General features: G+C 47.5%; 17 protein-coding genes. 8 read left to right on the top strand and 9 right to left on the bottom strand.

All coding sequences use genetic code 11. The features are described from left to right. Positions 1-39: 39 nt before the first annotated feature. Both A596_RS00230 and A596_RS00225 read left to right on the top strand, forming a co-directional pair. Positions 40-678 (top strand): mechanosensitive ion channel domain-containing protein, encoded by a 639-nt coding sequence (locus tag A596_RS00230; protein WP_235425575.1) that lies wholly within the window; start codon positions 40-42, stop codon positions 676-678. A 295-nt stretch (positions 679-973) separates the two neighbouring features. Beyond that, positions 974-2,053, top strand: a complete 1,080-nt coding sequence (locus A596_RS00225; RefSeq protein ID WP_039911833.1) for a hypothetical protein — start codon at positions 974-976, stop codon at positions 2,051-2,053. A 61-nt stretch (positions 2,054-2,114) separates the two neighbouring features. On the opposite strand, the gene A596_RS00220 is transcribed toward A596_RS00225, so the two are convergent. The 4 genes from A596_RS00220 to A596_RS00205 form a co-directional block, all read right to left on the bottom strand. After that, on the bottom strand, positions 2,115-4,031 hold the full coding sequence (locus tag A596_RS00220; RefSeq protein WP_052417071.1) for a potassium transporter Kup: 1,917 nt from the start codon (positions 4,029-4,031) through the stop codon (positions 2,115-2,117). A gap of 70 nt (positions 4,032-4,101) precedes the next feature. Further along, the gene (locus tag A596_RS00215) at positions 4,102-4,824 is read right to left on the bottom strand and encodes a response regulator (protein ID WP_039911832.1); all 723 of its coding nucleotides are present in this window, start codon (positions 4,822-4,824) and stop codon (positions 4,102-4,104) included. Next, positions 4,821-6,305, bottom strand: coding sequence for a sensor histidine kinase (locus A596_RS00210; RefSeq protein ID WP_052417070.1), 1,485 nt, complete (start codon positions 6,303-6,305; stop codon positions 4,821-4,823). Before A596_RS00210 ends, A596_RS00215 begins: the two co-directional genes overlap by 4 nt. A 74-nt stretch (positions 6,306-6,379) precedes the next feature. After that, positions 6,380-7,570 (bottom strand): amino acid aminotransferase, encoded by a 1,191-nt coding sequence (locus tag A596_RS00205; protein WP_039911829.1) that lies wholly within the window; start codon positions 7,568-7,570, stop codon positions 6,380-6,382. Between the two features lie 160 nt (positions 7,571-7,730). On the opposite strand from A596_RS00205, the gene cobT reads away from it, so the two are divergent. The 5 genes from cobT (at position 7,731) to A596_RS00180 (ending at position 12,257) form a co-directional block, all read left to right on the top strand. Further along, positions 7,731-8,765: a nicotinate-nucleotide--dimethylbenzimidazole phosphoribosyltransferase gene (gene cobT, locus A596_RS00200; RefSeq protein ID WP_052417069.1), complete on the top strand. Its 1,035-nt coding sequence runs from the start codon at positions 7,731-7,733 to the stop codon at positions 8,763-8,765. 150 nt (positions 8,766-8,915) lie between these two features. After that, positions 8,916-9,659, top strand: a complete 744-nt coding sequence (locus A596_RS00195; protein WP_039911828.1) for an adenosylcobinamide-GDP ribazoletransferase — start codon at positions 8,916-8,918, stop codon at positions 9,657-9,659. Next, on the top strand, positions 9,656-10,195 hold the full coding sequence (cobU, locus tag A596_RS00190; protein WP_039911827.1) for a bifunctional adenosylcobinamide kinase/adenosylcobinamide-phosphate guanylyltransferase: 540 nt from the start codon (positions 9,656-9,658) through the stop codon (positions 10,193-10,195). The genes A596_RS00195 and cobU overlap by 4 nt, the downstream gene beginning before the upstream one ends. After that, positions 10,195-10,815 (top strand): histidine phosphatase family protein, encoded by a 621-nt coding sequence (locus A596_RS00185; RefSeq protein ID WP_084127846.1) that lies wholly within the window; start codon positions 10,195-10,197, stop codon positions 10,813-10,815. The genes cobU and A596_RS00185 overlap by 1 nt, the downstream gene beginning before the upstream one ends. A 29-nt stretch (positions 10,816-10,844) precedes the next feature. Beyond that, positions 10,845-12,257: an MATE family efflux transporter gene (locus tag A596_RS00180; RefSeq protein WP_039911825.1), complete on the top strand. Its 1,413-nt coding sequence runs from the start codon at positions 10,845-10,847 to the stop codon at positions 12,255-12,257. A gap of 34 nt (positions 12,258-12,291) precedes the next feature. Here the strand turns inward: A596_RS00180 and A596_RS00175 are convergent, their stop codons facing one another. The 4 genes from A596_RS00175 to A596_RS00160 all read right to left on the bottom strand — a co-directional run bounded on the left by A596_RS00175 (position 12,292) and on the right by A596_RS00160 (position 17,838). After that, entirely contained in the window at positions 12,292-14,160 is a 1,869-nt protein-coding gene (locus A596_RS00175; RefSeq protein WP_152600056.1) for a M2 family metallopeptidase, read from the bottom strand. A gap of 31 nt (positions 14,161-14,191) precedes the next feature. After that, on the bottom strand, positions 14,192-15,967 hold the full coding sequence (locus A596_RS00170; protein WP_039911824.1) for a peptide MFS transporter: 1,776 nt from the start codon (positions 15,965-15,967) through the stop codon (positions 14,192-14,194). Positions 15,968-16,039: 72 nt separating this feature from the next. Then, positions 16,040-16,825 carry a TIGR01458 family HAD-type hydrolase gene (locus A596_RS00165; protein WP_039911823.1) on the bottom strand — a complete coding sequence of 262 codons (786 nt, stop codon included), beginning with the start codon at positions 16,823-16,825 and terminating at the stop codon, positions 16,040-16,042. 113 nt (positions 16,826-16,938) lie between these two features. Beyond that, positions 16,939-17,838, bottom strand: a complete 900-nt coding sequence (locus A596_RS00160; protein ID WP_039911820.1) for a LysR family transcriptional regulator — start codon at positions 17,836-17,838, stop codon at positions 16,939-16,941. Positions 17,839-17,988: 150 nt separating this feature from the next. Between A596_RS00160 and A596_RS00155 the strand changes: the two genes are divergently transcribed. Continuing rightward, complete coding sequence (locus A596_RS00155) at positions 17,989-18,600, top strand: NAD(P)-dependent oxidoreductase (protein ID WP_039912082.1); 612 nt, start codon at positions 17,989-17,991, stop codon at positions 18,598-18,600. Positions 18,601-18,756: 156 nt separating this feature from the next. Here A596_RS00155 and A596_RS00150 read toward each other — a convergent pair whose 3' ends face one another. Then, on the bottom strand, positions 18,757-19,323 hold the full coding sequence (locus A596_RS00150; RefSeq protein WP_039911819.1) for a TetR/AcrR family transcriptional regulator: 567 nt from the start codon (positions 19,321-19,323) through the stop codon (positions 18,757-18,759). Between the last annotated feature and the right edge of the window lie 46 nt (positions 19,324-19,369).

The raw sequence follows: 19,369 nt of genomic DNA, 5'->3' as shown, positions 1-19,369 counted from the left end.
TTTGTAATTTTCACTTCAGATTTCAGGATAGGTGTTATTGTGGAAACGTTTTTGACCACACTCGAACAAATTACCAGCCACAGTGTGTTCTCCAAATTACTGATCGTTGTCTCCTGCATAATCGTGTTTTATGCAAGTTCCAAATTACTCGATAAAATTATCCACGATGTCAGTGTGCGCCGCGCCTTTGGGGACCTGCGGGTTCTGTACATGACACGCTTGATGAACATCGGCATGGTGTTCTGCTGCATTGTGGTGATTTGCCTGATCCTGGGCTTGGGCTATAGCGAAATCTCGGTATTCCTTTCTTCAATTTTTGCGGTCGTGGGTATCGCCCTGTTTGCGCAGTGGTCGATCCTGAGTAACGTTACCGCGAGCATGATCATCTTTTTCAGTTTTCCCTATAAGGTAAACGACCTCATCAAAATTCTTGATAAAGACGATGATATGCGTGGCGTGATTGTGGAAATTACCTTGTTCCACGTCATCCTGCGCCGCGCCGATGGAAACCTGATCAGCTACCCCAACAGCTTGATCCTGCAGAAAGCGGTAGTGCGCCTGGACCACCCGGAGATAGAGAAAATTGCAGAAAATGCCGAAGGTCCTGATCGCTTGAAAATCGACCAAATGAGCCTCGCTGACAACCCCAACCCGCGTAAATTACGCCAGCAGGAATAGCCCTTTTCCTGACACGTAAATGATTGACCAATCATTTACGTGTTATACATCATCAACCTACGGATATCCGTCCTAAAAAGCTGACAACAAAAACCGCATTGATATATTTTTTGTTAGCGCTACCAAATACCATTTACCAGCATTAAAAGTCTCTATATAGTCGCCGCGCTGGCCTTATCCCACCTAACAATAACAGCGGGATAGGAAAGATTGCGCTTACACGACGCACTCCGCCATGCCATCAAGACCACAAAAACCCAGCCTACGATAACAACAACGGAGCTTTGGAATTACTATGCAATCCCTGATTAAAACCTGTGCCCTTTCATTAATGGTTGCCGGATTGACTGCCTGCGGCGGAAGCGGTGGCGGCGGAAAAAAGCCTGAGCAGCCGCCAGTCTCGAGTTCCTCATCAAGCAGTTCAATTGCACCATCAAGTTCAAGTATTGCCAGTTCATTTACCCCTGCAAGTTCGAGTTCGTCAACCCCGGCCAGCTCATCAGAAGCGTCAAGCAGCGTTGCGTCAAGCGCTGCAGCTGGCAGCGAGAACACGCTCGCAGCTACCACCTACACAAACTACTCTGTCGCAGAAATAGCAAATTGTGGAGTGAATATCACTGCTGCGGATAAAACCTTTGCGTTCTTTGCCGATTACGATAGTGGAGTGCAAAACCAAAGTGTTTCCAGTTTGAATTTCAGTGGCTGGAACCATGCCACTAATGGCAGCACTACTGAATGGGTAAACCTGAAAAACACCCCAAATACCTATAATTTCAGCACTAGCGCAGCGGTAAATGACAGCTGTAATGGAGTGGACACAATTAATGTTGTGTTAGTGAAAAAAGTAGCCGATTGGGATCGCCAGCATTCCAACGGTTTCGAACGCAGTATTATTTCTTATGGCTACAAGTTTGGCGACATTGAAAACCTTGTGCTGGATTTAAAAATTAACAGCGCCAAAACCACTATTCCAAGTGTTGATTCATTAAAAACCACTTATGCGAGCTATGTGAACGCAGCTACTGTAGATGGATTGGACTCCGGCAAAGTGAATTTAGGAATTACGTTACATGATGGTGGAAATTTAAATGCGGCTATCATTGTTGAATTGGATCAAAGTACGCTGAAGGACAAATGGGTACGCGTAACGATTCCAATGAAGAACCTGACATTCTATTCCGAAGTTAATTATGTTCGCACAGCGAAAACCCTTGCGGATTTAAGTAATGTTGTCATCAAACGCGGGCTTTTTGTGGGTGAAACAAGAACCGGGGCAGTATTGCGTGGAAATATCAATCCATGGAGCGCGAACGTACCGGAGACATTCAAAGAAACCGATATCAGCTTCAAGAAAATAGAATTCCAATTAAAATAATTTTGGTTGGAAAAAAGGCGGAGCTGCAATGCAGCTCCACCTTTTTTTGCATGAGTTGAAATTAAATCTGTATCCGCGTTCCCAATTCAATCACGGCGTTATCCGGTAGGCGGAAAAACTCCACAACTCCGCCTGCGTTGCGGCTCATCGTCGAAAATAAACGCTCACGCCACGGCGCCATCCCGCTGCCGGGTGTTGAGACAATCGATTCGCGACTTAAAAAATAACTGGTCTGAAATTGCGGGATAACCAATCCATATTGTTCACATAATTTAAGCGCGCGCGGTACATCGGGCACATCCATAAATCCGAAATTCAGCGTGACTCGCCAGAACGTGTTTCCCAACTCTTCGATATGTACACGTGCATCGTCACCAACCCAGGGGTCATCTTTAAAATGTACTGTTAGCACCAGATTGCGCTCATGCAATACCTGGTTGTGTTTTAAATTGTGAAGCAATGCCTGGGGCACTGTGGTTGCATCTGCCACCATATAAATTGCTGTACGCGCGGCGCGCTGGATTTCAGCGGGACGCAAGGTTTGCAGAAACGGTTCCAATTCCACACCATCGCGATGGATAGTGTGCATCACAATCGCGCGACCACGTTGCCAGGTACTCATAATTAAAAATAACAGCGCAGCTACCAACAGCGAGAACCAACCGCCATCGAGAAATTTAAGTGCGCAACCAGCAATCAGAAAAATATCTACGGCGAGAAAAAATACTGTCGCAACGATGGCAATTGGCAAGGGTAATTTCCAACGACCACGCACCACAAAAAATGTGAGGCAGGTGGTCGTCGCCATGGTAACAGTCACGGCAATACCATAAGCACCGGCGAGACCGGATGAGCTACCAAAGAACAGCACCACAGCAATTACGCCAGCTAATAACATCCAGTTCACTGCCGGCATATAAATCTGGCCTGCTTCACGCGCTGATGTGTGATGCACCGTCATGCGCGGTAAAAATCCCAATTGAATCGCCTGGCGAGTCATTGAATAAGCACCGGAGATAACCGCTTGCGATGCAATAATTGCCGCAAGCGAAGCAATAATCAACGCCGGCCAAATTAATGTTTGTGGGAATAATTTATAAAATGGATTTGCGATAGCAGCAGGATCGGCCAGTAACAAAGCACCCTGCCCCATATAATTTAATGCAAGTGATGGAAATACCAGCCAGGTCCATGCGAGCTGAATCGGTTTGCGACCAAAATGCCCCATATCCGCATACAATGCTTCAGCACCGGTGAGCGCCAATACGATTGCACCGATTGCCGCAAATACATACCAACCGCGCCCGTTCAAAAATTGCCAGGCCTCCAACGGATTCAACGCTGCAAGAATTGCCGGTTGCACAATAATATGGGCAACACCCGATACGGCGAGCATTAAAAACCAGAGCGTCACAATTGGCCCGAATATTTTTCCCATTGCGCCGGTACCAAAACGTTGCACCAAAAACAAACTAATCAGAATTGCCAGCGTGATCGGTACAACCAGGGGTTTTAGTGCTGGCGTTGCCACTTCCAAACCTTCCATTGCACCCAATACTGAAATCGCCGGGGTAATAATACTGTCGCCATAAAACAGGGTTGCACCAAATAACCCGATCAATAAAATCCAGCGGCGCAATTGCGAATTTTTGTTCGCAGTTTGTGCAGCGAGTGCTGTCAGTGCGAGCGAACCACCTTCGCCGCGGTTATCCGCGCGTAAAATAAGGATCACATATTTCAATGTGACGACGAGCATTAATGCCCAAAAGATCGTAGATATCGCGCCAACAATATGGTGAGAATCCAGCGGGACACCCGTCGCTGGCGCAAAAATTTCCTTAACGGTATAAAGCGGGCTGGTACCAATATCGCCGTAGACTACACCGATAGCAGCGAGAGTGAGTGCGGCAAGGCTTTGTTTTGCAGGGGAAACCGGGATGTCGGAATCAGGCTGGGCCGATGCGGAAGAGATTGTCATAACAACTACCTATGTAATACACACACGCAGTATGTAGAACCCGATATCAGGATCGCATAAGTATAGTTCGCTATTCCGGATTATTATCCAGCAAACGGTAACCAATTCCCGGCTCGGTCAACAGGAATTCGGGGCGCGCCGGATTTTGTTCCAGCTTCGCGCGCAATTGTCCCATGTATAAACGCAAATAATGGGTGTGATCCAGGTATTCCTGCCCCCATACATCCACCAGTAATTGACGATGGCTAACCACTTGCCCGGCGCTGCGCACCAGGCGTGCCAGCAAATTAAATTCTGTTGGTGTGAGATGAATAGTTTCACCCTTTTTATTCACACTATGATTCGCCAGATCAATGCATAAATCCGCATATTCATAACGCGTTATCGCGGGACGAAGGTTCGCACCGCGATGCCGCATAGCCACCCGAATACGCGCAAGCAATTCGCCGAGACTAAAAGGTTTTACCAAATAATCATCGGCGCCCGCATCCAGTAATTCAATTTTTTGCCCTTCTGCTTCACGCGCGGAAATAATAATCACCGGTGTATTCTGGCGGCGGCGCAAACGATGAAGCAGCTCGCTGCCATCGCCGTCGGGTAACCCCAGATCCAGTAAAATTAAATCGAAGGATTGGGTTTTGGTTTCACTATCAAGTTGCGTTTGACTGTAAATCGCATTGGCTTCAGAAAGGCTCGCCGCCGTAATAACGTCACAACCATCCACCATCAATGCCGAACGCAATGTGCTGCGCAACTCGCGGTCATCCTCAACCAACAATAACCGCAAACTCATGTACGGGCTCCGGCAATAGACGGCTGCGTGTGCAACGGCAAACGGCACTCAAAGCGGGAACCGATAGCATCGGTGATATGTATAAATTCTCCGCTGTGGGCGCGAGCAATGGCACGGCACAATGCAAGCCCGACACCGGCACCCGATTGGCGATGGTCACCACGCTGGAAATTTTCCAGCAATTGTTCAAAATCATGTGCAGCAATACCAGCGCCATTGTCTTCCACTGCCAACACTAACCATTGTTGATGCATGCGCGCAGTCAATTTTATTTCACCATTCACCGGGCCATATTTAATGGCGTTGTCGATTAAATTTTCCAACAATTGGGCTAGCAGTAAAGAATCGCCCCAGATCAATGGCAAATCAGGTTGAATAGTTGCTTCAATTTGCGCCTGATGTACCAATGGAATTCGACGAAGCACGTTGCCAATAATTTCCTCTGCGGACTCCCAATCTGCCTTGATCGCCGCACCAACCGCTTTGATCCCGTCAAGCCGTGCAAGCTGCAACATATTATTTGTTTGGCGGCGCAAGCGATCTGTTTCATCAACAATGCGTTGTGCCAATTGTTGGCGTTGCGTTTGTGTCAAACGATCATCCTGTTCCAGCAACGAAGAGGCTGCCCCCATGATAGTGGCGAGTGGAGTGCGATAGTCATGGGAAATTGCAGCGAGAAAAGTGTTGCGCAAACTTTGCGATTGGGCCTGATCACGCGCCGCCTGTTCGCGTTTAAGAATTTGCTGCCGCTCCAGCGCCCAACCCATTTGATCGCACAATGCCTGGGCTTGGGCAAGCAATTCAGGTTGTCCAATCAATGCAGCATCCAACATTACCGCCCCCCCTGCCTGACCTTTACCACGTAAAGGCAAATAGAGATTTGCCAACTCCTGGTAGCGCCCGGTGCCCGGCCCTATGGCTTGGTTATTGTCCCGGCAATAAATCAGCGCTTCGCGCTGCTCAGTGGTCAATTGCGCAATATCGTTGTTCATATCACTCAATATTTGAACAGGAGAATTAGCGAGGCGAGCAAGTTGTTGCTGTAACTCGCCCAATAATTCTGCCGGCTCTTTGGTATCGCGCAATTTATCGCCCCAGGTGCGCAACACATCTGCGGCTTCGGCATGAGCCTGCGCACGGCGGGTTTGCTCACGCAGGGAAACCATCAACCCCGCCACAATGACATTTACAACCAACATCGCCACCAATAAAAAAGCATGTTGGTGCAGGTCAATTACAAAGGTACCGCGCGGCGGCACAAGGGCCCAGTTAAAAGCCATTAGCGCAATTACGCTGGTTACCAATGTAATACTCACCGGCAACCACAATGATGCAATGGCAGAAGTCAGCACTAATATCAGGCTCAAACTAGCCAGATCAAAGCGGGTATCTAACAACAATAATACGCACCAACCCAGCGCCCAAATGGCCAGGCCGGTTGCGTATCGCTGCAAATATTGAGGAGAGAAGAACGCATTCATAGGCGAGAGCTTAGCAGCCTCGCCGTTAGGAGCGCATAAGGATTGCAGGAAAAACTATAAGCGGCCTCTAAAAATTACAGCACCGCCACTATCGCCTTGGCAACATACGCCATTTTTTCTTTTGTCAGACCCGCCACGCTGATGCGGCTGGTATCAGTCATGTAGATGCTGTAATCACTTTTAAGCTTACGCACCTGGTCAACAGTTAAACCCAGGAATGAAAACATGCCGCGTTCTTTGGCGATAAAACTGAAATCGCGCGCTTGTTGTAAACCATTCAGGGATTCCACCAATTGCACACGCAAGCCGGCGATGCGTTCGCGCATTTGGGTAAGCTCGGTTTGCCATAATCGGGTGAGTTCATCGCTGTGCAGGATGATGTCAACAATCGTTGAACCATGTGCGGGTGGCATTGAGTAAATAGCGCGCGCTACGTTCAACAATTGGCTGAAACCGGCATCAGCTTGTTGGGGGTTGGCAAAAACCAGGCTCAAACTTGCTGCGCGTTCGCGATACAAACCAAAGTTTTTAGAAAACGAATTGGCAACAATCATCTCCGGCACGCGATTGGCCAGCATCCGCAAACCGTATGCATCCTCTTCCAAGCCTTCACCAAAACCCTGATAGGCCATATCCACAAAAGGAATGATGCCGCGCTCAACCAGCACATCAGCAACCTGATCCCACTGTGGGCGGCTCAAATCGGCACCACTCGGGTTATGGCAGCAGGCATGCAACAGCACCAAATCACCACGCGGGATCTCGTTGAATGTTGCGAGCAGAGCGGCGAAATCGATGGTGTGATTGGCGTAGTCGTAATAAGGATATTCGCGCAATTTCAACCCGGCAGAACCCAATAACGGAACATGGTTAGCCCAGGTCGGGGTGCTTACCCATAAATTAGCACCGGGTTTGGCACGCTGGATTAATTCCGCCGCCACCCGCAAAGCACCGCAGCCGCCGGGCGCTTGTACAGTGCGGACACGGCCGGCTGCGACAGCAGGATGATCCGCACCAAATACCAGGCGAGTTGCTGCCTCATTAGCACCGGGAACACCTGCGGGCGGGGTGTAGGCCTTGGTGATATCACGTGCAATACGCAGTTTTTCCGCCTCGGCTACCGCTTTCATAATCGGGGTTTGTCCCGAATCGTTTTTGTATACACCTACGCCCAAATCCACCTTGTCGGCATTGTTGTCATTAGCATAAGCGATACTCAAACCCAGGATCGGGTCGTTAGGCAGCAGGGGCAGAACTTCAAACATGGCAGGCTCCGGATTCAGGCGCAGTAAGGACAGGAAAACGCGCGGGATTATACGCCGAGTTTTTTGTTATCGCGTAAAAACTCGCTAAAACCCTACACATTTACGATTTCGGGGCGGTGGATGTGCTAACTTTCCCAGCCTGACAAAAAGGAACCGGATTATGACTATTGAGTGGCAAATCAACCCCGTAAACATCCAACTAATTCCGAGTATTCAGCAACATATCGATCAAAAAACCAAACCTATGGGCGCCCTCGGGCAACTCGAAGCAGTGGCATTGCAAATCGCACTGATCCAGGAGCGCTCGCGCTTAAGTATTGAACGACCGCTGATGCTGGTATTTGCCGCTGACCACGGTATTGCCGACGAAGGCGTAAGTATTGCCCCGAGCAGTGTTACCCAACAAATGGTGTTGAATTTCCTCGCAGGCGGCGCGGCGATTAATTGCTTTTGCCGCACCAATCACCTGCCCCTTAAAGTGATTGATGCGGGCATAAAAAATGAAATTTCTTTTCCGCCGGCGACATTAATTAACCAGCGCATTGCCGCCGGCACACGCAACCTTGCCCATGAACCGGCGATGACACACGCGCATGTGCGCCAGGCATTATTGTTTGGGCAATTGCTCGCCGAGCAGGAAATTGGTGCGGGTTCAAATTTATTGGCGTTTGGTGAAATGGGTATTGGCAATACCAGTTCTGCAGCGGCAATCCTCGCGGTTATCAGCGGTGCGCCGGTAGAAAAATGTGTGGGGCTTGGCACAGGTATTAATCCGGATCAACTTGCTAAAAAAATCGAGCTGATAAAAAAAGGCATTGCGCGGATCACTGATAAATCGCCATTAAATATTCTCGCCGAATTAGGGGGTTTTGAAATTGCGCAAATTTGTGGCGCCATGCTGGCAACCGCCCAGGCAAAAAAAATTATCCTGGTTGATGGTTTTATTGTTTCAGCGGCAGCATTGCTCGCCATACAATTTAATCCCAATGCGCGCGACTATATGATTTTTGCCCACGAGTCCGAAGAAGCAGGCCATCAGCTAATGCTGGATTTATTAAACGCGAAACCGTTGCTCAATTTGGGCCTGCGCCTGGGAGAAGGTACGGGTGCAGCATTAGCGCTGCCATTACTTCAAGCTGCCGTGAATTTTTACAATCAAATGGCGACATTTGAAAGTGCCGGCGTGAAAGTTTAAACACGGGTATCGATAACAGCACATGTAGCCCGAAGGGAGCGAAACGTATTACGGGGTTTGTCATTGTGACTCATTACTGTATGACACAACTTCCATACGAACTACCCAACATAAGCACCTATATTTCACCTCTAAGCCATCGCCACATTAATGAAAAACCAACTCAATTTATTTTTCCTCGCGCTCGGATTTTTCAGCCGCATTCCAATGCCGCAATGGGTGGAATATTCCCCGGAAAAACTTAACCAATCCAGCCGTTACCTGACATTGGTTGGTTGGTTATTAGGGGCGTTGGTTGCTGCCGTATTTTTTAGCGCGGACAAATTATTTCCAGCAACAGTCAGCCTTTGGCTAGCAATGGGATTTAGCTTATTACTAACCGGGGCATTCCACGAAGATGGCCTTGCCGATACCGCTGACGGTTTTGGCGGCGCATTTGCGCGCGAGAAAAAACTCGCCATTATGAAAGACAGCCGTATAGGTACTTACGGTGCATCGGCGCTGGTAATGGCATTGCTCGGCAAATATTTATTATTGATTGAAAACAGTGAAATCATTATCACATTATTAATTGCCTATCCCCTGTCGCGAGCAACAGCAGTAAGCCTGATTGCTGATATGCAATATGTAAGTGATTCGGATACCAGCAAAAGCAAACCACTCGCCAATCGATTAACCAAAACTGATCTAACTATTTTATTAATCACGGCATTACCCGCATTATTTTTTTTACCGCCACTCGATGCTGCAATTTTATTGATCACACTCATTACAGTACGCACATTGGCAAAAGCATATTTGAATAAACAAATTGGCGGATACACCGGTGACACTCTGGGTGCAGTACAACAAGTCAGTGAGTTAACTATTTACGGAGTATTGCTCGCATTATGATCCAACTTATTTTAGGCGGTGCGCGTTCCGGAAAATCGCGTTATGCAGAGCAACTCGCCGTAGCAACGCAAAAACCGGTAGTATATATCGCAACAGCGACTGCATCTGATGCTGAGATGGCTGAACGGATCGCGCATCACCAACAACAGCGCCCCGCTGATTGGCGATTGCGCGAATGCTCGCTGGATTTAATTGATACGTTATTTGAAGAATCCCAGAAAGACCAAACCATTTTGGTGGATTGCCTCACACTGTGGCTCAACAACCAATTGTTTCATTTTCCCAACCAGAGTTTTGCCAATCTGTTTGATGCATTGATTGAGAGTATTAAATCCAGTAAGGCAGAGATTATTTTTGTCGCCAATGAAGTTGGACTTGGAATAATTCCCCTCGGGGAAATCAGCCGCACCTTTGTCGATGAAGCGGGCCGTTTGAATCAACGCCTCGCACAAGTTGCTGACCAGGTATTTTTTATTGCCGCAGGATTACCTTTGCAATTAAAAGGCAACTCATCACTTACCCAGGGTGAAAAATAGTGAACAAGCGGATTATTACATTAATGCGCCACGGCAAAGTTGATGGCCCCGCTGCACTTTATGGTCATACAAATATTGCATGCAGTGCTGATGGCCTGCGTGAGTTACACAACAATATCACGTCTTTACATCAGTTAAATCCGATTAGCCACATCGTTAGCTCTCCTTTAATTCGTTGTGCAATACCTGCGCAAGAATTTTCAGCAACCCAACAATTGCCACTGCAAATTATCGACGAATTAAAAGAAATGCATTTTGGCTGCTGGGATGGAATTCCATTTGATCAATTTGGCGCTGAGCAATGGCTAACACTCAACCAATTTTGGGAGACGCCCGCGACTGCCCATGCACCGGATGGAGAAACACTGGAACAATTTGCAGGGCGGATTATTCGCAGCTGGGAACAAATTCATACAAATATCACAGCAGAACATCAACTGGTCATCTGTCACGGGGGCGTAATTAGGATTATCATCGCACACCTGCTCAACCTGGATTGGCGCAATGCCCGCTTATTCCGGCAATTGAATATCGATTATGCAAGCAATACTCGAATTGAAATAGCAACGCATCAAAATGCTTTACCAGTTATAAAATATATCGGCTTAAACCCTGTTTGACCTCACCTTCAAGATGTACTGGAACCAGCGTGAACACCCAAGACAATATTCCCCAAGCATTACCCGACCATAACCAGAGTTTGGTCGCCCGCACCTTAATCGAATGGAAGCAATTGGTAATCCTCGGTGCACCTATCCTGGTAGCGCAACTCGCACAAATGGCAAATGGTGTCGTCGACACAGTGATGGCTGGTCATTCCAGTGCGGAAGATTTGGCTGGTGTGGGTATCGGCACCAGCCTTTGGGTTCCAACCTTATTATTTTTTGCCGGCGTTCTCGGTGCAATGCAACCCACTATTTCCGGTCATCGTGGTGCGCAAGACTGGAGCAAGATTATGCCAACTACCTGGCAAGGAATTTATATTTCCCTCGTAGCCATGGTGTTAATGATTTTATTGTTAACAAACATGCACCCCGTTTTGACGCTGTTACAACTGGATGAAAAAACACTGTACATCGCCGATGGCTACTTGAAAGCCTTTTCCTGGGGGGTACCTGCCCTTTTATTATTAATGGCATTACGTGGGCTGACTGATGGATTGGGCCACACCCACATCATTATGGTTTTTTCGATAATCAGTGCTGTACTAAACGTTCCGCTTAACTATTTTTTTATTTTTGGCTTTGATTTTAATGCATTTGAGATCCCCAGAATGGGTGGCATCGGCAGCGGTTGGGCGACAACTATTTCCAATTGGGTTGCTGCAATCGCGCTGCTGGTTTATCTAAATACCAGCCGCGTCTACCAGCAATTCCATTTAATCGCCAATTGGGTTGCACCAGCCAAAGATGAAATTAAACGTTTATTAAAACTCGGTTTACCCATTGGTTTTAGCAGTTTTATTGAAGTCAGTATGTTCTGCATGATTGCCCTCTTCCTGGCGCCACTGGGCGCAACGACTATTGCGGGCCATCAAATTGTGCTAAACCTGATCTCATTGGTATTTATGTTGCCACTCAGCATGGGTATCGCATTAACACTGCGCATTAGTTTTCTAGTCGGCGCCAAAGACCATAACGAAGCACGCCTGCTCGCACGCAGCGCACTGCTGCTTGCGCTCACCATCGGGAGTGTGAATGCATCGATTTTATTTTTAGGCCGCGATTGGCTTGCCAGCCTATATACATCAGATGTAGCAGTGCAAAAAGTTGCGGCAACATTATTTGTACTCGGCGCAATTTTCCAACTCGCCGATGTAATCCAGGTCACCATGATGGGCGTACAACGCGGCTACAAAGATACCAAAATCCCGATGGTTATTATGCTGGTTTCATTCTGGGGAATTTCACTGCCACTGGGTTACGCACTGACCTTTAAGGATTGGATTACCCAACCTATGGGAGCGTCGGGCTTCTGGACCGCATTAATTGTTGGATTGATTTGTGCGGCTTCACTATTAACAATAAGGATGTTCCGGTTTAAATCGTTACAAACACCTTAAAAAAAACGGCTGATAGTTCAGCCGTTTTTTTCATCTACCAACCACAAGCCTGCCCTTTATTTTGTTCATCTAACCAGGCTTTCAACGGAGCAAAATAATCCAGGATTGCCGAAGCATCCATTTCACGGGTACCGATGGCTTCCTCCAGAACATCCTGCCAGGGTTTGCTTGAACCAGCAGCAAGGAGCATTTGTAATTTTTTACCGGCTTCTTTGCTGTTGTAGATGGAACATTCATGCAACGGGCCTTTGAAGCCGGCGGCTTCGCATAACGCTTTGTGGAATTGGAATTGCAGGATGTGCGCGATGAAATAGCGAGTGTAGGGAACGTTAGCAGCAACGTGATATTTGGAACCCGCATCAAAATCATTTTCGCTACGTGGCACCGCGGAGCGAATACCTTGATATTGGTTAACCAATTGCCACCAGGATTCATTGTAGTGTTCCGGTTTTATTTTTCCGGAGAACACTTGCCAGCGCCATTGGTCAATAATTTTTCCGAATGGTAAAAACGCGATTTTATCCAATGCCAATTTCATTTGCTGGTTGATAACGGCTTTTTGATTGTTTTCTACTTTATTGATCAAACCAATATTTTTTAAATAGCCCGGTGTCATAGACAGCACGATGGTATCGCCAATAGCCTCATGAAAACCGTCGTTGGCGCCGTTCTGGAACAAATAAGGTTGATCTTTGTATGCCAGGAAATAATAAACGTGGCCCAGTTCGTGGTGAACTGTTTCAAATTCAATTTCGGTTGGCTCTATACATTCCTTGATACGTACATCGTCTTTTGCATCCATCGTCCAGGCGCTTGCATGGCAAACCACTTCGCGATCACGCGGTTTGGTGAGCATGGATTTTTCCCAAAAACTTTGTGGCAGCGATTGCAAGCCTAAAGAAGTAAAAAAATTTTCGGCAGTTTTAGCGATGGCCACTGCGTCTTTTTTACTTTTTACCAATGCCGCAGTAACGTCCAGATCACCCACACCGGGATACGGTGTTACCAGATCATAAATACTGCCCCATTGCTGGCTCCACATATTACCGAGCAAATGCGCGGGAATACCTTGATTGAGCGGCACCTTATCTTTGCCATAATGTTTCGCAAGGTCAGTACGCACTTTGCAATGCAATGATTTATACAAAGGTTCGACTTGCGACCACAGACGCTCCACTTCCGTTTCAAAATTTGCGGAAGGCATATCGTAACCGGATTTCCAGGATGCTCCGAGATCACCAAATCCATAGGCGCGCGCACCGGCGTTAGCAATTTCTACATAACGTACATAATCTTTTTTATATGATGGCGCCACAGTGCGCCAACCGGTCCATGCATCCAGTAATTCATCGTATTTACGGCTTTTTACCAGCACATCAGACAACTGGTTTAAATCGCGGCAATCCTGCTCAGTACTGCTGCCGTTTTTGGGTTTGCAATATTTTCCAGCACCGTAAATGCCTTCCATATTGGTTCCCAATTGCGCAAGCTCGGCGCGCTCGGCTTGTGTGTCAGGAGGCAATAACGTTTTACCCAGAGTTAAATTGGTATAAGCCTTGGCAGTGGAGGTGGACATGGGTTTGTCTTTGTACGCGCGCGCTTCGGCAAGCACTTCTTTATCAAATGCCATCATGCGTTCATTGGCTTTTGATGCTAACAGCGCAGTGTCTTCATTGATATACGTTAGATAAGCCCATTGTGCTGCGTTGGTTTCGCGATAAATATCCAGATAACGCTGGTTCACATCAGCAATAAATGCATCAGCGGTTTTTTTATCTGCACTTTCATCTTTTTTAGCAGGTGATGACGGTTGGCAAGACGCTAAAAAAAGGCAGGATGCCAGTACGGTTGTTGCGCGCAAGGTGAACGCTCGTTGATTTTTTATCATTATCTTTTCAATCATAAGAAAGATTCCATTTTGTTAATGGTTTGAATTAACGAATTCCTGCCATGCCACGTTTAAGCAAGGGCGAAATCACCAACAAAAACACACCGAATCCGACACCTAATACCGTCAAATATTCAAACAATCCGGTGTAGGTTGCGAGCATGGCAGATACATCGGATTTCGCCGACGTATCGATTGACGCTAATTTTGATAATCGCGTTGCGAGTGTCTCAGACAGCGCTGTCGCCACAAACCAGGTGCCCATACTCACCCCCACTACACGCGGAATCGATAACTTGGTGACCGCTGATAAACCGATTGGCGATAGACACAATTCACCGGTACTGTGGCAAAAATACGCGAGCACAAACCAGAGTGTTGCAACTTTACCGATATCATTGGGAAATTGCGCACCTAACACCAACGCACCAAATCCCAAACCGGCGAGGATAGTGCCTATCGCGAATTTCACTGGCGTAGAAGGATTGAGTCCGCGCGCATCCAGCCATGGCCAGAGCAACGCAAATGGAATGGCGAGCAACATAATGAATGCAGGATTGAGCGCGGCAAATTGACTGGCGTTAATCGTTGTTCCGAATACATCGCGATCCAACACTCGATCAGCGAACAATGTCATTGAAGCAGCGGATTGTTCGAACAGCGACCAAAACACAATCGTCGATACAATCAATACCATCAACACCAAGGTGCGCGTGAATTCTATGCTGCGATGATTAACAAATCCGTAAATGATAAATACCAACAATCCCAGTAACGCAGCATAAAGCCAATATTCAGCAGCATCGTCGGACACCTGGAACACATGGTTTTGTGTTAGCACACTGCCGATGCCAATAAAAATAACAACGGCTGTTAATGCGAGTAACGATTTTTTGGATTGCCACGGATTGGGATGAATCATCGCGTACGCGAGGATGCCAACAATACCAAGCAGCAGGAAAATATTTTGTGTGATATGCACAACCGGTTCGCTTTGTACTAACCACCAGATCAAGGGTAGCGCCATAATGCTGCCGATATAAATCCACCACTCCTGTTTAATACCCGCGAGTTTTGTTGCCAGCCATTCAGGATCGGGTGATTCGGCGTATCCTTTTAAATAACGTTGGCCAAATAAAAACGTAATTAAACCAAGGATCATTCCGACACCGGCTAAACCAAAACCGTATTTCCAACCGTAAGTTTCGCCCAACCAGCCACAGACTAATGTTGCTACCAATGCACCAACATTGATGCCCATATAAAACAGCGTAAAACCGGAATCGCGGCGCGGATCATTTTCCGGATAAAGCTTGCCGACGATCACTGAAATATTCGGCTTTAAAAAGCCAACGCCGATAACAATAAATGCAATCGCGGTATAAAACACATTGAGCGCAGCGGTATCCTGTTTGGTGACTTCATTCGCCAGCACAGTTCCGGCCGCTAACACTTCACCGGTTGCCAGTGTTAATGATTCGGTCAGCGTCGTGCCAGCGGGGTAATACACCGCCTGCTGCCCTTCCACCGCCATGAGAAAATGGCCGATGACGAGTAAAATCCCGCCGAATAAAACCGCGCGTCGCGTACCTAAATAGCGGTCGGCAATCAAACCACCAATTACCGGTAATGCGTACACCAGACCGGCGTAGGCACCAAGGACATCCAGGCCGCGATTGTCAGAAAATAAATGGTATTTGGTTAAATAAAGCAACAGGATAAATTTCATCCCGTAAAACGAAAATCGCTCCCACATTTCCGTTGCGAAACATACATAGAGGCCTTTGGGATGGCCAAGAAAATCATCATTGCTTGTTATCATAAATCGATCCTTAGCCTTCAATAATGGGGGAGCGCAAATAACGCTGCTTCAGGCAAATGTAATAAAAAATTGTTATCGTAAAAGTTCATCCAATCCGGCGATTGAATCGAGAATATAATTGGGCCGGATTGTCGATTGCTCTGCGTAAGCGTCGCGGTATTTGCCGGTGCGCACCAGGCAGCCGCGAATTCCCATTTGCTGGGCACCACCTACATCACTATCAATATCGTCGCCAACCATCATCGCATTAATTGCATCAACATGGGCTGAGTCCAATACCTGCTGGAAAAAAGCGCGGTTGGGTTTACCCATCACGCGCGCATTTTTACTGCAAATATATTCAAGGCCAGCAACAAAAAAACCGATATCTGCTTTTAATCCGCCTTCAGTTTGCCAGAAACGATTTTTATGCAGGGCAATTAATTCTGCACCGGAATGCATCACATTAAACAGGCGGTTGATCAACGTTAAATCCCAGGCGTCACCAATGTCTCCCAGCACAACAAAATCCGGCCGCTGCTCATCCCAGAAAAATTCGGAAAAATCCTGCCGGATGCTATCAGCTACCACTGGCCATATCCGCACAGGCCGACGCAGTTTTTGTTGTATCGCCAACAGTTCCAATTTAGCGGCGGCGGGTGCGCTGATTAACTCCTCGTCCTCCAGAGTAAACCCCATTACCCGCAATTGGGCAATTAATTCATCGTGGGATTGCGTGGTGGTATTGGTGAGAAAACGCAATTGAATATCGCGTTCGCGCAACACTTTCAAGCAATCAATCGCACCGGGAATTGCTTGCTTCCCCACGTACAGGGTTCCATCCAGATCGAGCATTACCAATTCCGGGATACGTTTCATTAATCAATTCCTCAAGTGCCAGATGCATTACCCGATGACAGATCTTGCGCTGATAAATTTTCAGCCTCCCCCAAAGCTCGATTCTCAGGAATTCATCCTCAAGAATTCAATCTTCAAGAACTATAGCGCTGTTTTAAGGCATCAATAAAAACACTGACTTTTTGTGAACGCTGCACCGAACCGGGAAATACGGCATAGATCCCGCCACCCGGTAGTGACCACTCAGGCAATAAGCGCACCAGCCTGCCAGCGGCGAGATCATCCTTGACCGCGTAGTCCGGCAAGATCGCCATGCCGGCGCCCACCCGTGCAGCGGCTTGTACACCTAATGACGTATTGGTCATTAATGATGAGCGAAAGCGGCAGGTTACGGATGCAAACCCCTGGCGGGTAAATGTCCAATGCAAGGGGTTAGGTAATACTGACAATGCGATTAATGGAAATGCTTCCAACGCATCCGGGGATGCAGGCAAAGTACCGGAAAAATAATCCGGTGCTGCGACCAGCCATTCATCAAAGTTAGCGATAAGCGCCGCCTTATGACTTGAGTCCGCTAAACGGCCAATACGAATTGCCAGATCGATCCCTTCGGCCACCATATCAACGCGGTGATCGCTGGCAATAATTTCAATACGCAAATCCGGGTATTGCGTACACAAGCGCGCCGCCAACGGGGAAACCACGGACGCACCGTAATCAATAGACACCGATATACGTAACTTGCCGCGTAACTGGCGAGTGTCATCGCTCGCTTCAGCAATGGCGATTTCCGTGTCCCGCAGGATCTTCTGGCAAGCCTCATAAAACCGGGTTCCCGCCTCGGTGAGGTGCAACCGGCGGGTAGTTCGCACCAGCAAATTACTGCCGATTTCAGCCTCCAGTTTTTGTATATGGGCGCTCACCATTGTCTTCGCCAACCCTAAACGGTTGGCAGCGGCAGTGATCGAACCGGTTTCTACAACGGCGACGAACACTACTAATCGATTCAGGTTGATATCCAACAAGCTGGTCATGCTCACCACCATTGTCCACTTTTAGTGAACACAGAATGAAATTTTAACCATCTTATCAGCACAATTGATTACAGCGATACTGATCCCACTGAAGCCATTCAAACCATTCCCGGTTGAATAACAATGTGGGTAAACCATGAGGATCGCATTATGAAAATCGCATTTATCGGCGCCACCGGTTTTATCGGCCAACATATTTTGGCGGAAGCCATCAATCGCCAGCATCAGGTTACGGCACTTGTGCGCGACACCAGCAAAGTTGTTGCGCATGCGCAGGTTACGAGCAAAACGCTGGATAGCAACAACGCCCGGGCTGTCACCGCTGCATTGGCCGGGCACGACGTGGCGATAATTTCTTTCCATTATTTAAATGTGGATTTCCCTGCCTTGATTAATGCCGTAAAAGCGTCCGGGGTAAAACGCTTGCTGGTAGTCGGCGGTGCCGGCAGTTTGGAAGTGGCGCCCGGTGTACGTGTTATTGATACACCTGACTTTCCTGATGAGTGGAAAGCGGTGGCGCAAGCTGCTATCGGATTTCTGGATGCATTGCGTGCAGAAAAAACCCTGGATTGGGTTTATGTATCGCCCTCTGCATTTATTGAACCCGGCCAACGCACCGGTAAATTCCGCATCGGGAGTGAACAATTATTAGTGGATGAAAAAGGTGAGAGCCGCATTTCCAACCAGGATTTTGCTGTTGCAGTAATCGACGAATTGGAACAACCACAACATCACCAGAAACGTTTTACTGTGGGTTATTAATCCCATCCAAATTGCAGGGAGAAATATCCTCCCTGCAAAAACACATAAGGACTATGGCAATAAGCGATAACACAACGGCAAGCGTATCAATGCAAACACAGTAAAGCAGAATTGCGCGATACACTCGCAGCGATCACTGGATCGCCTGACAATTTATTAATGTAAATTTTTATTTACTACGCGCAATATTTCTTCAGAAAGTTGCGGATCATCCACTGCCCTTGCAATTACTTGTGCACCTACCAGACTCGCCAATGTCAACAACGCCTGCTCACGTTTTGCAGCTTCTGTTTTGGTGGCGGGTAATAAATTCATCAGGGAATTAAGCAAACGATTAAAACTCTGGGTAAATGCCTGCTTAATGATTGGCGATTGGCGTGCGGCATCCACTCCCAAGGCTGCCATCAAGCAACCGCGCCCGGGATTATCACGATGCTCTGCCGATAAGTAGCGCGCAATAAATGCTTTATATTTTGCGCCTTTTACGGTTCTCCGCGCGTCTTGTCCCTGCTCCAGGATTTCATCCACCGCGTAAGCGCAGGTCTGCGCCATCAAATCTTCTTTTGATGAAAAATGGCCATAAAACCCGCCGTGGGTTAACCCAACTTTTTTCATCAAATCTGCAATGCCAATACCATCGAAACCTTTTTCACGAAACAATTGCGCTGCGGTATGCAAAATTTTCCCGCGATTTTCTGCTGCTTGCTCTCTGCTTACTCTCATCGTAATTCCAGCCTGCGAATCAATATTCAATATAAATGTCATACAG

It is taken from the genome of Cellvibrio mixtus subsp. mixtus J3-8 (assembly GCF_000766945.1).
GTDB classification, from domain to species: Bacteria; Pseudomonadota; Gammaproteobacteria; order Pseudomonadales; family Cellvibrionaceae; genus Cellvibrio; species Cellvibrio mixtus_A.
Note: the sequence above shows the minus strand (reverse complement) of the source record. Positions and strands in the feature narration are given on the sequence as shown.

Excerpts from the sequence above, each read along its gene's own strand:
- A596_RS00170 (WP_039911824.1), bottom strand. The coding sequence starts at position 15,967 with ATGATAACAAGCAATGATGATTTTCTTGGCCATCCCAAAGGCCTCTAT.
- A596_RS00215 (WP_039911832.1), bottom strand. The coding sequence starts at position 4,824 with ATGAGTTTGCGGTTATTGTTGGTTGAGGATGACCGCGAGTTGCGCAGC.
- A596_RS00155 (WP_039912082.1), top strand. The coding sequence starts at position 17,989 with ATGAAAATCGCATTTATCGGCGCCACCGGTTTTATCGGCCAACATATT.
- A596_RS00150 (WP_039911819.1), bottom strand. The coding sequence starts at position 19,323 with ATGAGAGTAAGCAGAGAGCAAGCAGCAGAAAATCGCGGGAAAATTTTG.
- A596_RS00205 (WP_039911829.1), bottom strand. The coding sequence starts at position 7,570 with ATGTTTGAAGTTCTGCCCCTGCTGCCTAACGACCCGATCCTGGGTTTG.
- A596_RS00220 (WP_052417071.1), bottom strand. The coding sequence starts at position 4,031 with ATGACAATCTCTTCCGCATCGGCCCAGCCTGATTCCGACATCCCGGTT.
- A596_RS00225 (WP_039911833.1), top strand. The coding sequence starts at position 974 with ATGCAATCCCTGATTAAAACCTGTGCCCTTTCATTAATGGTTGCCGGA.
- A596_RS00175 (WP_152600056.1), bottom strand. The coding sequence starts at position 14,160 with ATGATTGAAAAGATAATGATAAAAAATCAACGAGCGTTCACCTTGCGC.
- A596_RS00195 (WP_039911828.1), top strand. The coding sequence starts at position 8,916 with ATGAAAAACCAACTCAATTTATTTTTCCTCGCGCTCGGATTTTTCAGC.
- cobU (WP_039911827.1), top strand. The coding sequence starts at position 9,656 with ATGATCCAACTTATTTTAGGCGGTGCGCGTTCCGGAAAATCGCGTTAT.
- cobT (WP_052417069.1), top strand. The coding sequence starts at position 7,731 with ATGACTATTGAGTGGCAAATCAACCCCGTAAACATCCAACTAATTCCG.
- A596_RS00160 (WP_039911820.1), bottom strand. The coding sequence starts at position 17,838 with ATGACCAGCTTGTTGGATATCAACCTGAATCGATTAGTAGTGTTCGTC.
- A596_RS00165 (WP_039911823.1), bottom strand. The coding sequence starts at position 16,825 with ATGAAACGTATCCCGGAATTGGTAATGCTCGATCTGGATGGAACCCTG.
- A596_RS00210 (WP_052417070.1), bottom strand. The coding sequence starts at position 6,305 with ATGAATGCGTTCTTCTCTCCTCAATATTTGCAGCGATACGCAACCGGC.